We start from the raw sequence: 15,512 nt of genomic DNA on the forward strand, positions 1-15,512 counted from the left end.
AAACAGTCTGTCGAGGCGCCCTGGGTTGTTGTGCGGTGCTCAGGCCCAGTCGGTGCAGACCCGACTGTCGACTATCTGATCACCTTCCATAACCGCCACACGCACCCCGACAAAGCGGAGCATGCCGTCGCTGTTGTTTGCGTAGGTGGTAAAGGAGAGCGTCGATCCATTTCCGTCGTATTCGTGACGCCAAGGCCACTTGTACTCTACAGCGCTGCTGCCATCGGTGGATACAAGCCGAATGGCCACGTGGTGGCCATCGGCAGCGTTGTCCTTGACCCAGCCGCTTATGTCGACATGGTTGTTTGACCAGTTGGTAAAGGTCATGCTTCCCGAGGCGCCATTTGTGGAGCACGCGGCGACGCCACTCGCCGCACTGGCGTTTGTCACTGTGGTCATGGCGAATATGGCCACCGCCGCGAAACTCGTGACGGAAAGGCGCTTCCATGTGTTTCCCATGGGGGGACAGTAAGGCTTCCATGATTCACTTGACAGTATAATTTCAGTCACCGTTTATATGATGTCGGTGTATGTCGCGATGATTTGCAACGTTTTCTATCCATTTGGAAACCGGGAATGGCTGAAAATAGGTACTGTTGAACGCGGGTGAGCTGGAGCTAGGCAACGCGCTGGGCCCCGTGAAGGCAACTTGGCCGGTCAGCGCCCCGGAAGGTGTCAGTCCGGCGGGGCATCATGGGGCTCATGGGGACCCAGGGGGACAACTTCCGTGTCGTAGCGGGGCGTTATCGCCTGGAGGTGCGGCTCGGGCGTGGTGGGATGGGAGTTGTCTGGCGGGCCACCGATCAGCTGCTCGGGCGGCGTGTCGCGGTGAAGGAGCTGGCGCTCGACGAGACGCTGCCGGAGGGGGAGGCCCGGCGTTGGCGTGACCGGACCCTGCGTGAGGCCCGGGCGGTCGCGCAGCTCCGGCATCCGCACATCGTCGTCGTGCATGACGTCGTCGAGGAGGATGAACGTCCCTTTCTCGTCATGGAGTTGATCGACGGCGCCTCCCTCGCCGACCGGATCGCCGCGCGCGGGCCCGTCGACGCCGCCGAGGCAGCGCGGATCGGTGTCGCCCTGCTCGGCGCGTTGCGGGCGGCGCACGCGGCGGGTGTGCTGCACCGGGACATCAAACCGGCGAACGTGCTGATCGCCGACGACGGCCGGGTCGTACTCACCGACTTCGGCGTGGCGCAGGTCGCGGGCGCCACCACCCTCACCGACCTCGACTCCTTCGTCGGCTCGCCGGAGTACACCGCGCCGGAGCGGATGTCCGGGCTCGCCACCGGCCCCGCGTCCGACCTGTGGTCGCTGGGCGCGCTGCTGTGCACGGCCGTCAGTGGTGAATCACCCTTCCGGCGGGACTCGTTGGGCGGGGTGCTGCATGCCGTGGTCGCCGGGGAGATCCGGCTGCCCGCGCAGGCCGCGCCGCTGCTGCCCGTCGTACGGGGGCTGCTGGAGCGTGATCCGGAGCGGCGGCTGGACGCGGAGTCGGCGGAGCGGATGCTGCGGACCTTCCTGGAGACGGGGCAGATGCCGAGCGTCGAGCGGCGTTCGCTGCGGGGTGCGCTGACGGCGGTGCTGCGCGCGCGTCGACGCCCGTGACAGGGAATGACAGGGATTGGTCACGGCTCTGTGACCGGACAGCGTTCTGGCTGGATAACGCGGCGCCTGCCGCGATATGGATGGACCCATGAGCAGCGACGGGGGAGCCCCTTACGGGTCCGACGAGCCAACGAGTTTCAGTCTGCAGCCGCCGAACCCGCCCGTGGCGGTGCCGCACCCCGACAACCCGTACGCGACACCCACCACCCAGGTCGTGCCGCAGCAGACGGCGCCTCCCCAGGACCCCGGCGCGGGGCGGTTGATCGCGGGCCGGTACCGGTTGCTGGCCAAGCTCGGGCACGGCGGCATGGGGACGGTGTGGCGGGCCCAGGACGAGACGGTGGACCGCGAGGTCGCCGTCAAGGAGCCGCGCGTACCCGACCACCTGCCCGAGCGCGAACGTGCCAACGCCTTCGAACGGATGCGGCGCGAGGCGCGGGCCGCGGCCCGGCTCGACCACCCGGCGGTCGTGAACGTGCACGACGTGGCGGTCGTCGACGGCCGGCCGTGGATCGTCATGGAGCTGGTGCGGGGGCGTTCGCTGGGTGACGCGCTCCAGGAGGGCACCCTCGGGGCGCGGGAAGCGGCGCGCATCGGCCTGGAGGTGCTGGCCGCGCTGGAGGCCGCGCACGCGGCGGGCATCCTGCACCGGGACGTCAAGCCGGACAACGTCCTGCTCGGCCGCCACGACCGGGTCGTCCTCACCGACTTCGGCATCGCCCAGATCGAGGGCGAGACGAGCCTGACCGACACCGGCGGCTTCGTCGGTTCGCCCGAATACATCGCGCCGGAACGGGTGCTGGGGCAGCGCCCCGGCCCGGCGTCCGACCTGTGGTCCCTGGGCGTGGTGCTGTACGCGGCGACGGAGGGCGTGTCGCCGTTCCGCCGCAGCAACACGCCGGCCACCCTCCAGTCCGTCCTCAACGCCACCCCCGCAGCGCCCGCCTCGGCGTCGGGCCCCCTGGCCGAGGTCATCACAGGCCTGCTCCAGAAGGAGCCGGGCCGCCGTCCGACCGCCGCCCAGGTACGGGCCCTGCTGGAGAAGGCCGCCGCACCACCTGCCCCGACGCAGGCGGTGCGGCGGGCCGAGGGGCTCCCGAAGGGCGTCCGGCTGGGCCGCAGGACACTCATCGGGCTCGGCGCGGCGGTCGTCGCGGCGGCGGTGGCGGCGTATCTGGTGATTGCGGACCCGTTCGCGGGGCCGTTGCCGGACGGCTGGAGGACCGTGCACGAGAAGGATGTCGCCGCGTCGCTGGCGGTGCCCGACGAATACCAGCCGAGGTACCCGGACCGGAAGACCGACGACGCGCACTGGGTCACGTACACCGACTGGAGCGGCAGCATCTGGATCGGCCTGAGGCTGGACCGGAGAGCCGAGGACACGACCGACAGCATCGCCGACTCCGCCGCCGCCGAAATGTACGAGGACAACAAGCAGTTCAAGGACAACGGCGAGTACGACCTCCAGATGCCCGAGAACCCGCGGACGAAGACGGACGGCGGGGCCACCTACCAGGGCAAGCCGGCCGCCCGGAACACGATCACGTACACCACCGACGACACCCAGGACCCCCGCCCCCGCGAGATGCAGATCTTCTACTACAAGACCTCCAAGGGCGACATGTACAAGCTCCAGATCAGTTATCCCTGGAAGGGTGATTTCGCGGCCCGCGGCCGGGAGGTGGCGAAGACCGCCATCGCCCATCTGGACGTCGACGCGCTCTGAATTCCGTTGTCAGTGGCGGCAGTTAAGGTCATCCTCCGTTGAGACCGATCTTGTTTCGAGCTCGGTCCGAACCTGGGGAGGGGACCCCTTTGAAGCAGTACGCATGGACGCGCACCGTCACGCTGAGTGCCGTCGCGGCGCTCGCGGGAGGCGTGACCACGGGAGTCGCGGCCGCCGCCGACGCTCCGCAGGCACCCGTCGTGACGTCGACGCAGTATCCGGACGACGACAACTGGCACGACGGCGTGGGCAGTTACGGCACGTTCGTGATCGACTCGGCGTCCGACGACGTCGTGTCGTACCGCTACTCCTGGCTCGGCGGGGTCCCCCGCACCCTCACCGCGGCCGAGCCCGGCGCTCCGGTGTCGCTGCGCTGGATGCCGGAGAAGGAGGGGCCGACCTCGCTCGAGGTCCAGGCGGTGAACGCCGCCGGTGCGGTCAGCAGCCGGACCACCTACCGCGTCAACGTCTCGGACGGCCGCACCGCCGTCACCCACTGGGACCCCGACAGCCAGTCCGGCGCCGTCACCGGCTCCGGCGTCACCTTCGGCGCGTCCGGTCCTTCCGGTACGGGCGTCGCCTCCGCCGCCTCCTTCGACGGCACGGACGAGGCGTACGCCCGCCTCGACGCGACGGCCGACACCGCGCGGACCTTCTCGGTCGACGCCTGGGTCCGCCCGGACACGCCCGGCGCCGATGCCGCGGTCGTCGGCCAGGCGGGCTTCTCGCTCGGCGCCACGGCCGGCGCCGGCTGGTCCTTCACCCTCCCCACCGCCGACGGCGGTACCACCCGGCTCACCGGCGGCGCCCCCGAGAAGGGCGAGTGGGCGCACCTCGTCGGTGTGTACGACGGCGAGATCGACACCGCCCGGCTGTACGTCAACGGGACGCTCACCGGCACGGCCACAGGCGTCGTCGCGGCGGGCGGTGCCGGTGCCCTCCGCATCGGCGACCACTGGGACGGACAGCTCACCGACGTGAACGTCTGGGACCGGGTGTTCGTGCCCGCCGAGATCACGGACGTGGCCACCCGCAAGGCCCAGCGCCTCGGCTACTGGGACCTGGAGACCGCGACCGACGGCCGCAGCCCGGCGAACGCGGGCGGCGCGCCGCTGACCCTGGCGGGCGACGCGTCGATCTACGCGGCCACGGACGACTGCCCCTGGAACCCGGACTGCACGCCGGTCACCTATCCCGTCGACGGCTCCGGCGACCTGCTTCTCGACGGTGACGGCGACTACGCCACCACGCCGACCGCGCTCGCCCCGACCGACGCCGGCTTCTCGGTGACCACCAAGGTGCGCATCGACCCGGACACCGCGACCCGCGACATGACGGTGCTCTCCCAGCCGGGCGAGCACACCGACCTGTTCACCCTGCGCTACCTCGCCGCCTCCCGGACCTGGCAGGCGACCGTGGCCCACGACGACCGCGCCGACGCGCCGACCACCACGGTCGAGGCGCGCTACGACGTGGGCTCCTCGGCGGGCGACGAGTTCCTGGCCGTGGTCTACGACGAGCGCACCGACGCACTGCGGCTCTACGTCGACGACACGTACCCGGCCGCCACGGCGAGCGTGACGGACGCGGACACCTGGACGCCGACCGGCGACCTCCAGGTCGGACGCGGCACCGCCGGGGAGTACCTGACCGGCGAGGTCGACGAACTGCACACCTACGCCGGTGTGCTGAGCCAGACGCAGCTGGCGATGCTGCGGCTCGGCGGCGTCGACATCACCTGACGGACGGCGGCCCGGCCACCCCGCGTCGACAACCCCCCACGCCACACGGTACTGATGGGGACATGAGCAACGACGGGGGCGGGACCAGCCCCAAGGGACGACTCATAGGCGGGCGTTACCGGCTCGTCGAGCGCATCGGGTCGGGCGGGATGGGCACCGTCTGGCGGGCGCTCGACGAGCTGGTCGGCCGTGAAGTCGCCGTCAAGCAGCCGCGGTTGCCCGGTGACCCGGAGGACGAGGTGCACCAGCGGGCCTCGCACCGGCTGTACCGCGAGGCCCGTGCCGCCGCCCGGGTCGATCATCCCGCCGCCGTCTCCATCCATGACGTCGTCGTGGAGGACGGACTGCCCTGGATCGTCATGGAGCTGGTCCGGGGCGAGTCCCTCGGCGAGGCGCTCCGGCGGGGGCCCGTCGCCGCGGCCGAGGCCGCCCGCATCGGCCTCGCCGTCCTCGGCGCGCTGCGCTCCGCGCACTCCGTCGGCATCGTCCACCGGGACGTGAAACCCGCCAACGTCCTCCTCGGCACCCACGGCCGGGTCGTCCTCACCGACTTCGGCATCGCCCATGTCCAGGGCGAGGAATCCCTCACCGTCAGCGGCGAGTTCGTCGGCTCGCTCGACTTCGTCGCGCCCGAGCGGATGTCCGGGAAGGGGGCCGGACCGGCTTCCGACCTGTGGTCCCTGGGCGTGTTGTTGTACGCCGCCGTCGAGGGCGAGCCGCCCTTCCGGCGTACGACGATGGAGTCCACCCTCGCCGCGGTCCTCTCCCACGATCCGCCCGAGCCGGGGCGCGCCGGACCTCTCGGCCCGCTGATCACCGGCCTGTTGGCCAAGGACCCCGACGCGCGACCGGACGCCGAGGAGGCCGCCAAGGTGCTGGAGGCGGCGGCGGAGGGATGGCCGGTGCCGAGGCTCGCCGAGCCGGAACCGTCGCCGGCCGTCCAGGAACCCGACCGCATGACCGAGTGGGGGGAGGACTCCGGCACCGTACGGCTGCGCGGGCCCGAGGCCGCACCGGTTCCCGCGTCGGACACCACCGTCGTACCGACGCCACCGCACCACAAGCCCCGCCCGCTGCGCCACCCCCTCCTCGCCGCGCTCCTCGCCGTCACGGTCGTCGGCGGGGCGTGGGCCGGGACCTCCTGGTTCTTCGCGGACCCGGCACCCGCGGACCCCAGGGAGATGAACGCCACCCATTCCGCCGTGAGCGCCACGGACGTCGCCGACGAGTCCTGGACCCGGCACCGGGAGAAGGACATGAACGCGATCCTCTCCGTGCCGAGCCGGTACGAGGAGTCCGTGCGGCAGGGCAGCCCGAACGACCAGCCCAGGATCGTGATCTTCGAGTCCGGCGACATCGGGGTCCGCCTCAGCCAGTGGGACAAGGCCCCCGTCTCTTTGGAGATGCGGAAGCAGCAGCAGAAGCTGGAGTGGGCTTCGCACGGGGACGCGGACACGCGGATCACCGACACCAGCCTGGACGGCTACGCCGCGATCCTCGCCGACACCACCTACGACGACGAGGGCTTCGGCTCCACGCGGGTCATGCAGCTGACGGTCCTGACCGGCGACGGCCGGATGTACGAGCTGCGCGTCGACATGCCCAAGGGCACCCCCGACGAGAAGGAGGGCACCTCGGTGTTCAAGGCGGCCCGTGACCGGCTCGAGATCGGGAAGTCGGCATCCTGAGGTGATCGTCCTCGCACAACGCCCTGATCAGCAGGTTCACCGCCAGTGATCGCTGGCGCCGTGTGTGCGGTCGGTGAATCCCTGTTACCGCCGGGTACCCAAAGTCCCCGACCCGGCATACCCTGCGCGTCATGACGGACTCGCAGGCCCCGGAACTGACCGGCACCAACCCCCTCGCCCCCGCCCCGGAGGGCGCCCGTACCGCCGCCGACGTGGTCACCCCGGAGCTGGTCGCGCAGCTCACCAAGGGCGTGGTCGGCTCCGGTCGTACCGCCAACCACACGCCGTTCACCGGCGAGAAGCTGGCCGACCTGCCCGAGTCGACGCCCGAGGACGTGGCGAAGGCCTTCGAGGCGGCCCGCGCGGCGCAGGCGGTGTGGGCGCAGACGCCCGTACGGCAGCGCGCGGCCGTGCTGCTCCGCTTCCACGACCTGGTGCTCGAACGCCAGGCGGAGGTCCTCGACCTCATCCAGCTGGAGACCGGCAAGGCCCGGCTGCACGCCCACGAGGAGGTGCAGGCCGTCGCGGTCGCGGCCCGGCACTACGGCCGTAAGGCCCCCTCCTACCTGAGGCCTAAGCGGCACGCGGGCGCCATGCCCACCCTCACCCGGGTCACCGAACTCCGTCACCCGCGCGGTGTCGTCGGCCAGATCGCCCCCTGGAACTACCCGCTGGAGCTGTCGGTCGGCGACGCGCTCCCGGCGTTCGTCGCGGGCAACGCGGTCGTCATGAAGCCGGACACCGAGACCTGCCTGACCGCCCTGTGGGCGCGCGACCTGCTGATCGAGGCGGGCCTGCCGGCCGACGTCTTCCAGGTCGTCCTCGGCGAGGGCCCGGTCGTCGGCCCCGAGGTCGTCCGGCACGCCGACTATGTCTCGTTCACCGGCTCCACCCGTACAGGGCGCGAGGTCGCTCAGGGCGCGGCGGCCCGGCTGGTCGGCGTCTCCCTCGAACTCGGCGGCAAGAACGCCATGTTGGTCCTGGAGGACGCGGACATCGAGAAGGCCGCGGCCGGCGCCGTCCGCGCCTGCTTCTCCTCCGCGGGCCAACTCTGCATCTCCATCGAGCGGTTGTACGTCCACGAGTCGATCGCCGACGCCTTCCTGGAGCGCTTCGCCGCCCGCACCAAGGCCATGCGGCTCGGCAAGTCCCTCGCCTACGGCGCCGACATGGGCTCCCTGGTGGGCGAACGGCAGCTGGAGACCGTCACCCGGCACGTGGAGGAAGCCGTCGCCAAGGGCGCCACGGTCGTCGCCGGCGGCGTCGCCCGCCCGGACATCGGCCCCTACTTCTTCGAGCCGACCATCCTCGACGGCGTGACCGAGCCAATGGCGATCTGCGCCGAGGAGACCTTCGGCCCGGTGGTGTCCGTCTACCGCTTCAAGACGGACGAGGAGGCCATCGAGGCCGCCAACTCGACGTCGTACGGCCTGAATTCCTCGGTCTGGACGAAGGACGGCAAGCGCGGCCGCGACGTCGCCGCCCGGCTGCGCACCGGCACGGTCAACGTCAACGAGGGCTACGCGCCCGCCTACGGCAGCGTCCAGTCCCCGATGGGCGGCATGAAGGACTCCGGCCTCGGCCGCCGCCACGGCTCCGAGGGCATCCTCAAGTACACCGAGGCCCAGACGGTCGCCCAGCAGCGGCTGCTGCCGATGGCGCCGTCGCTGGGGATGGACGACGAGAAGTACGCCCAGTTCATGAGCCGCAGCCTGAGGCTGATGAAGGCGTTCCGGTTCCGGTAGGGAGAGCGCACGTGCCACAGGACGACTACGACTACGACGTCATCGTCGTGGGTTCCGGATTCGGCGGTTCGGTCAGCGCCCTGCGCCTCACCGAGAAGGGCTATCGCGTGGGCGTCCTGGAAGCGGGCCGCCGCTTCACCAGGGATACCCTCCCCAAGAACTCCTGGGACCTCAAGAACTACCTCTGGGCGCCCAAGCTCGGCATGTACGGCCTCCAGCGCATCCATCTGCTGGGCAACGTCATGGTGCTGGCGGGCGCGGGGGTCGGCGGCGGCTCCCTCAACTACGCCAACACCCTCTACGTACCGCCGAAGCCGTTCTTCGAGGACCCGCAGTGGCGGGACATCACGGACTGGGAGGAGGAGTTGAAGCCGTACTACGACCAGGCGCAGCGCATGCTCGGCGTACGGCTCAACCCGACGATGACCCCGTCCGACGTCCATCTGAAGGCGGCGGCCCAGCGGATGGGCGTGGGCGACACCTTCCACATGGCGCCCGTCGGTGTCTTCTTCGGCGACGGCAAGGACGCCGACGGGTCGGTGAAGGCGAAGGCCGGTGAGCAGGTCGCCGACCCCTACTTCGGTGGCGCGGGGCCGGCCCGCAAGGCCTGTACCGAGTGCGGCGAGTGCATGACCGGCTGCCGCCACGGCGCGAAGAACACCCTCAACGAGAACTACCTCCACCTCGCCGAGAAGGCGGGCGCGGTCGTGCACCCCATGACCACGGTCGTGTCGGTCACGGACGACTCGCAGGGCGGGTACGCGATCGCCACCCTCCCCACGGACCGGAGGAAGAAGGGCGAGGGCCGGACCTTCAAGGCCCGCCGGGTCGTCATCGCCGCCGGCACCTACGGCACCCAGACGCTGCTGCACCGCATGAAGGCGGGCGGTCAGCTCCCTTACATCTCCGCCAAGCTGGGCGAGCTGACCCGGACCAACTCCGAGGCGCTGGTCGGCGCGCAGACCGACAGCCGGCGCTACCGCAGGGCGACCGGCTCGGCCAAGCCCGACTTCACCCAGGGCGTCGCCATCACCTCGTCCATCCACCCGGACGAGAACACCCACATCGAACCGGTCCGCTATGGCAAGGGCTCCAACTCGATGGGCGGCCTGTCGATCCTCCAAGTGCCGTACGCGGAGGGCTCGTCGAGGGTCGCGGGCTGGCTGGCGAACGCGGCCCGGCATCCGCTGCTCGTCCTGCGGTCCCTCTCCAACCGCCGCTGGTCGGAGCGGACCATCATCGGCCTGGTCATGCAGTCGCTGGACAACTCCCTGACGACGTACCTGAAGCCGGACGGGGTCGGAAAGGGCCTGCTGACCGCCCGGCAGGGCCATGGCGCCCCCAACCCCAAGCAGATCAGGGCCGCTTCGGAGGCCGCCTCCGCGATCGCCGCGGAGATCAACGGCTTCGCCGGTTCGAACGTCGGCGAGCTGATGGGCACCCCGCTCACGGCTCATTTCCTGGGCGGCTGCCCGATCGGGGCGAGCCCGAAGGACGGGGTCATCGACCCGTACCACCGTCTCTACGGCCACCCCGGCATCTCGGTCGTCGACGGCGCCGCGGTCTCCGCCAACCTGGGCGTAAACCCGTCGCTGACGATCACCGCGCAGGCCGAGCGGGCGATGTCGTACTGGCCCAACAACGGCGAGGCCGACCCGCGTCCGGCGCAGGGGGCGGCGTACGAGCGGCTGAAGCCGGTCGAGCCGCGGTCACCGGCGGTCCCGGCGGAGGCGTTCGGAGCGCTGCGACTGCCGTTCCTGGGGATGCCGGCGGTGCCGCCCAAGGCCTGATACCCCATGCGGACAGCGAGAAGGACCTGCATCCCCCTCCGAACGCAGGTCCTTCTCGTTTTCTTGCAACTGGCTTGTGTTACGCCTGCGGGCCGGCCTTACGGCGACGCACCGCGAAGACGGCACCCGCACCGGCGACGATCGCCACGCCGCCCACGAGACCGATGGTCGGCAGCGCCGAGCTGGAGCCGGTCTCGGCGAGGTTGCCGGTCGGGAGGTCGGAGACGTCGCCCTGCGGCTTCTTCACCGAGCCCTTGTCGTGGTCGCCCGGGGTGGCCTCACCCGGGTCGTCGTTCTTGGAGCCGGCCTTGAGGACCGAGAAGTCGTACGCCGCCCAGCCCTCGGCGATGCAGTCCTGGCCGTCGACGTTGTCGAGGTAGGCGCCGGAACCGAAGGAGTAGGCGTCACTGGCCGGGGCCTTGGCGTCGATGCTGACGCGCAGGTCGACCGACTTGCTCTTGCCCGCCTTCAGCTCGTCGACGTAGAAGAAGTAGTCGCCGGCCCAGTCGTCGTTGCCGATGCGGTCCCAGGAACCCGTCTCGGGGTTCTTGAACTCCAGGTCGACGTACGGGCTGAGCCACTTCGCCTGGTCGAGCTCGTCGTTCTCGACCTCGGCGTAGAAGGCCACGCCGTCGACCGTGGTGCCGGAGTCGTTGGTGACGATCAGCTTGAAGCCGTGGAAGCCGTCACCGGCGACGATCTTGCCGGGCAGGCCCTTGATGTCCGCGGAGACCTTGGCGTCCTTGAAGTCCTCGTCGAGGTCGTCGCAGTAGGGGACGTCCGGGTCGGACGGCTCCTCGCTCGGCTCGGCCGACTCGCTGGGCTCGGTGGAGTCGGTGGGCGACGCGCTGCCGGTCGGCGAGGTGGTGCCGGTCGGCTCGGTGGAGACCGTGGGCGACGTGGTGTCGGTCGGCGACGCGGTGTCGCTCGGGACCTCGGTCGGGGCCGTCGGCGAGGCCGTGTCGGTCGGCGTCTCGGTCACCGTCTCGGTGGGGGTGGGCGACGACGTCTCGTCCGCGAACGCGGCGGGCGCGGACAGCAGTGCGAGCGGGGCTATGACAGCCGTCGCAGCCGCTGCGGCCATGGCACGGCGAAGCTTCATGAAAGACCTCAAGACGTCCGGTGTGCTGCGCGCAGCACGCGAGTGGGGCAGTGGGGCCTCGCGTGTGGGGCGCGGCTGTGGCCCTTGGTACGCATGGTTTGATCCACGAGAGCTGTGAACGGTTGCACTCGCATTCACAGAATTCTTATGTGGCCTGAGTCACAGCCCGGTCCCGCCGGATTTTCCTTGTGAAGGCGCTTTCGGAACCCCTAGAACTGACGATCGTGTCTGACAAGCCTGCCGAGGACTCCTCCTCGACCCCCGAAGTGCCGGACGACGTCTGGGAACAGTTCGTTCGCGCCAATGAAACGGCCGCTCCGAAGGAACCCTCCGCCCGCGCCCGCATGGTGACGGAACGGCTCCGTCAGCAGGAGGCGCGGGGCGAGCTGCCCGAGGGGTGGCGCACGGGGCCTGCCCGGCAGGAGAAGAAGCGCGGCCGCGGGGTGTGGAAGGCCCTCGGTGTGCTGCTCGCCGTGGCCGTCGCCGTCGTGGCGATCAAGCCGTCGCTGCTGCCCGGCGACCCCTTCGGCTCGGGTTCCGCCGACGAGGCGACCGAGACCCTGCCCGCGGAGACGGCGGCGCCGACCGCCCCGCCCTCGACGGCGGCACCGGCGATCGCCACCCTGGACGACCCGTTCGCCGGTTCGCCCGCCAAGCGCTGGGCCGACGGCGAGGCCGGCATTGTCGTACCGGAGGCGAAGGCGGTCGGCGGGCGGAGCAAGGCGGATGTCGCGCGCGCCCTGGACCTGACCCGGAAGCTGCTGATCGACGCGAACCTGGACCCGGCGACCCTGCGCGGGGAACGTCCCGAGACGGCGCTCGACCTGCTGGAACCCCACCAGAACGTGCCCGGCTTCCTGAAGAAGGCCCTGAGCGAGCCGGACAAGAAGCACGATCCGCTGGTGATGTTCAGCCGCTTCGACCCGGACGAGGCCCGGCTCGTCGGAGACGTCGTGAAGACCCGCGGCCGTATGACCTTCAAGGCCGGCGAGGGCGCCGCCGTCACGGTCCACGCCGACTACACCTTCGTCTACCCGGTGGTCCGCACCGACGGCACGACCGACGTGGCCCGCACCATCGTCCGCCGCGTCCTCGACCTCGAACTCTCCGACCCGGCCAAGTACCGGGTCACACCGGGCAAGATCGCCGTCGTGAAGTACGACCAGGACATCGGCAACTCGGCCTGCGACATCTACGACGGTTTCCTGCACCCGCACTTCCCGTCCGCCGAGCCCACGGGCGCGGCACCGACGGGCCCGACGACGGACCCGTACGACCGCAGCCGGGACATCAGCGACGACAAGGGCTGCGGAACGGTGTCCCGGACATGACGCCGGGTGGCCGGGTCTGAGGACCTGACTCCTGGTGGCCGGGTCCGACCGGTATGCGAAGGGCCCCGCGGGACGGAACCGCGGGGCCCTTCTTTCGTCAGCACCGGCGTCAGGGCAGCGCCGGTGCCTGAGGAGCGGCGCCGGGGGGTTGCGCCGCTGGTCCTGGATGCCCGGGTCGGCGCCCCGGCGCATACGGGGCGCGCGGATGGTCTCGACCTCTGGCAGGGCCGAAACGCACAGACAATGTGGGTGTGTACAGGGGGACTTGGGCTTTGTAGGCATCGTGCTGGACGGACCCGGCCGCCGCAACCGTTTGGTCCAGCCTTCTGTTCCCGCCGGCCGGCCCCGGGCGTCCCCGGAGCCGACCGTTCTCTTGGGTGACCGGGCTGCTGTCCCCTGCCGTCCGGTCACTTACCTGGAGCGAGGTCCCACGACGTACGGCAAGATCCGAACGTCTCATCGCTCCAGCGAGCCACGCGTGGTTCTGTCGGGCCCGCCCCTGGCTGGCACGGACACCACCACCAACGAAGCGGTCCGCGACGCGGTCACGCGCCGTACGGGTGAGACGGGGCCCGAACTCAGATGCGACCCCTGCACAGTTCGAGCAGGGTCATCGCGAGGGAGGTGCCCGGCTTGCCGAGCGCCTCACTGAAGTGGTTGAGGACCTCCATCTCGCGCGCGAGATGCACGCGCCGTCCGCCGGAGGCGATACGGGTCTGCTGCACGACGGCGGAGACGGCCGCGCGTTCCTGGATGAGGCCGATGATCCGGTCGTCGATGGCGTCGATGCGCTCGCGGGCGTCGGCGATGACGGCTTCGGGGGTGGCGGTGGTCGTGGTCACGGGGGCTCCTCGGGTTCTGGGTGAGGTGCCCCGGAGCGGCAAGATCCGGAAGGAAACGACAGGCGCCCCGGACCTTGTCGGCCCGGGGCGCCTGGGAAGTCGCTTGTCAGTAGCTCAAGCAGCACGACCATGGCAGCCGGCGGGCCGGTTGCCATAGGTAAAGACGAAGGTCGGGTGCGTGAGCATGGCAGCAGTATGCACGCGCTGCCGATCCTGTCCAACCGGCGGTCCATCCACCGGACGGGAAGGGCCGGAGACGGCGGCCGGGAGGGGGCGAGGTCACCGGCCGGGATGGGGCGTGGCCGCACCCCGCTAGAATCGGCCTTACAGCCCTCGCCCAAACCGCCGGAAGGCACCCCGTGTCATCAGCGACCCCCGCCGCCGCCCCCGACACCGTCCTGGTCGTCGACTTCGGCGCGCAGTACGCCCAGCTCATCGCCCGTCGCGTCCGCGAGGCGCGGGTCTACAGCGAGATCGTGCCGAGCACCATGCCGGTCGAGGAGATGCTCGCCAAGAACCCGGCGGCGATCATCCTCTCCGGCGGCCCCTCGTCGGTCTACGAGGAGGGTGCCCCCCGCCTCGACCGCGCGCTCTTCGAGGCCGGCGTCCCCGTCTTCGGCATGTGCTACGGCTTCCAGCTCATGGCGCAGAGCCTCGGCGGCACGGTGGACAACACCGGCGCCCGCGAGTACGGCCGCACCGACCTGCACGTCTCGAAGTCGTCCTCCACCCTCTTCGAGGGCACCCCGGCCGAGCAGCACGTGTGGATGTCGCACGGCGACGCCTGCTCCGCCGCCCCCGAGGGCTTCTCCGTCACGGCCTCCACGGACGTCGTCCCGGTCGCCGCCTTCGAGAACGACGAGAAGAAGCTCTACGGCGTCCAGTACCACCCCGAGGTCATGCACTCCACGCACGGCCAGCAGGTCCTGGAGCACTTCCTCTACCGGGGCGCGGGCCTCAAGCCCGACTGGACCACCGGCAACGTCATCGAGGAGCAGGTCGCCCTCATCCGCGAGCAGGTCGGTGACAAGCGCGCCATCTGCGGGCTGTCCGGCGGCGTCGACTCCGCGGTGGCCGCGGCCCTCGTCGCCCGCGCCATCGGCGACCAGCTGACCTGCGTGTACGTCGACCACGGCCTGATGCGCAAGGGCGAGACCGAGCAGGTCGAGAAGGACTTCGTGGCCGCGACCGGCGTGAAGCTGGTCGTCGTCGACGCGGAGGAGCGCTTCCTCACCGCGCTCAAGGGTGTCTCGGACCCCGAGGAGAAGCGGAAGATCATCGGCCGCGAGTTCATCCGCGTCTTCGAGCAGGCCCAGGCGGACATCATCGCGGACGAGGGTCCGGCGGTGGAGTTCCTGGTGCAGGGCACGCTCTACCCGGACGTGGTCGAGTCCGGTGGCGGCACCGGCACGGCGAACATCAAGTCCCACCACAACGTGGGCGGCCTCCCCGAGGACCTCGAGTTCCAGCTCGTCGAGCCGCTGCGCAAGCTGTTCAAGGACGAGGTCCGGATGGTCGGCCAGGAGCTGGGCCTGCCGGACGAGATCGTCCAGCGCCAGCCGTTCCCCGGCCCGGGCCTCGGCATCCGGATCGTCGGCGAGGTGACCAAGGAGCGGCTCGACCTGCTCCGCGACGCCGACGCCATCGCCCGCGAGGAGCTGACGCTGGCCGGCCTCGACCGGGACATCTGGCAGTGCCCGGTGGTCCTGCTCGCGGACGTCCGCTCGGTCGGCGTCCAGGGCGACGGCCGCACCTACGGCCACCCGATCGTCCTGCGCCCGGTCTCGTCCGAGGACGCGATGACGGCCGACTGGTCGCGCCTGCCGTACGAGGTGCTGGCGAAGATCTCCACCCGGATCACCAACGAGGTCGCGGACGTCAACCGAGTCGTCCTCGACGTGACCTCGAAGCCGCCGGGCACGATCGAGTGGGAGTAGGCCT

General features: G+C 70.6%; 11 protein-coding genes. 8 read left to right on the forward strand and 3 right to left on the reverse strand.

All coding sequences use genetic code 11. The features are described from left to right. Positions 1-39: 39 nt before the first annotated feature. Positions 40-459 (reverse strand): hypothetical protein, encoded by a 420-nt coding sequence (locus ACFUO4_RS20255; RefSeq protein ID WP_128112338.1) that lies wholly within the window; start codon positions 457-459, stop codon positions 40-42. 243 nt (positions 460-702) lie between these two features. Between ACFUO4_RS20255 and ACFUO4_RS20260 the strand changes: the two genes are divergently transcribed. The 6 genes from ACFUO4_RS20260 (at position 703) to ACFUO4_RS20285 (ending at position 10,296) form a co-directional block, all read left to right on the forward strand. Beyond that, positions 703-1,605 (forward strand): serine/threonine-protein kinase, encoded by a 903-nt coding sequence (locus ACFUO4_RS20260; RefSeq protein ID WP_383486501.1) that lies wholly within the window; start codon positions 703-705, stop codon positions 1,603-1,605. Between the two features lie 88 nt (positions 1,606-1,693). Further along, positions 1,694-3,331, forward strand: a complete 1,638-nt coding sequence (locus tag ACFUO4_RS20265; protein ID WP_383486503.1) for a serine/threonine-protein kinase — start codon at positions 1,694-1,696, stop codon at positions 3,329-3,331. An 89-nt stretch (positions 3,332-3,420) separates the two neighbouring features. Then, a complete protein-coding gene (locus ACFUO4_RS20270) occupies positions 3,421-5,073 on the forward strand; it encodes a LamG-like jellyroll fold domain-containing protein (protein WP_383486506.1) in 1,653 nt (550 codons plus the stop codon). 62 nt (positions 5,074-5,135) lie between these two features. After that, a complete protein-coding gene (locus tag ACFUO4_RS20275) occupies positions 5,136-6,761 on the forward strand; it encodes a protein kinase (RefSeq protein WP_383486509.1) in 1,626 nt (541 codons plus the stop codon). Between the two features lie 131 nt (positions 6,762-6,892). Further along, the gene (locus ACFUO4_RS20280; RefSeq protein WP_079311629.1) at positions 6,893-8,506 is read left to right on the forward strand and encodes a succinic semialdehyde dehydrogenase; all 1,614 of its coding nucleotides are present in this window, start codon (positions 6,893-6,895) and stop codon (positions 8,504-8,506) included. Positions 8,507-8,517: 11 nt separating this feature from the next. Next, entirely contained in the window at positions 8,518-10,296 is a 1,779-nt protein-coding gene (locus ACFUO4_RS20285) for a GMC oxidoreductase (RefSeq protein WP_383486513.1), read from the forward strand. A 79-nt stretch (positions 10,297-10,375) separates the two neighbouring features. Here ACFUO4_RS20285 and ACFUO4_RS20290 read toward each other — a convergent pair whose 3' ends face one another. After that, positions 10,376-11,398 carry an LAETG motif-containing sortase-dependent surface protein gene (locus ACFUO4_RS20290; RefSeq protein ID WP_383486516.1) on the reverse strand — a complete coding sequence of 341 codons (1,023 nt, stop codon included), beginning with the start codon at positions 11,396-11,398 and terminating at the stop codon, positions 10,376-10,378. Between the two features lie 224 nt (positions 11,399-11,622). Between ACFUO4_RS20290 and ACFUO4_RS20295 the strand changes: the two genes are divergently transcribed. Continuing rightward, the gene (locus tag ACFUO4_RS20295) at positions 11,623-12,729 is read left to right on the forward strand and encodes a hypothetical protein (RefSeq protein WP_383486519.1); all 1,107 of its coding nucleotides are present in this window, start codon (positions 11,623-11,625) and stop codon (positions 12,727-12,729) included. Positions 12,730-13,307: 578 nt separating this feature from the next. On the opposite strand, the gene ACFUO4_RS20300 is transcribed toward ACFUO4_RS20295, so the two are convergent. Continuing rightward, a complete protein-coding gene (locus tag ACFUO4_RS20300; protein WP_128112339.1) occupies positions 13,308-13,571 on the reverse strand; it encodes a chorismate mutase in 264 nt (87 codons plus the stop codon). A gap of 359 nt (positions 13,572-13,930) precedes the next feature. Here ACFUO4_RS20300 and guaA point away from each other — a divergent pair, with 359 nt between their 5' ends. Further along, positions 13,931-15,508, forward strand: coding sequence for a glutamine-hydrolyzing GMP synthase (guaA, locus tag ACFUO4_RS20305; protein WP_079311633.1), 1,578 nt, complete (start codon positions 13,931-13,933; stop codon positions 15,506-15,508). The last annotated feature ends 4 nt before the right edge of the window (positions 15,509-15,512 follow it).

Source organism: Streptomyces sp. NPDC057280 (assembly GCF_042668605.1).
GTDB lineage: Bacteria > Actinomycetota > Actinomycetes > Streptomycetales > Streptomycetaceae > Streptomyces.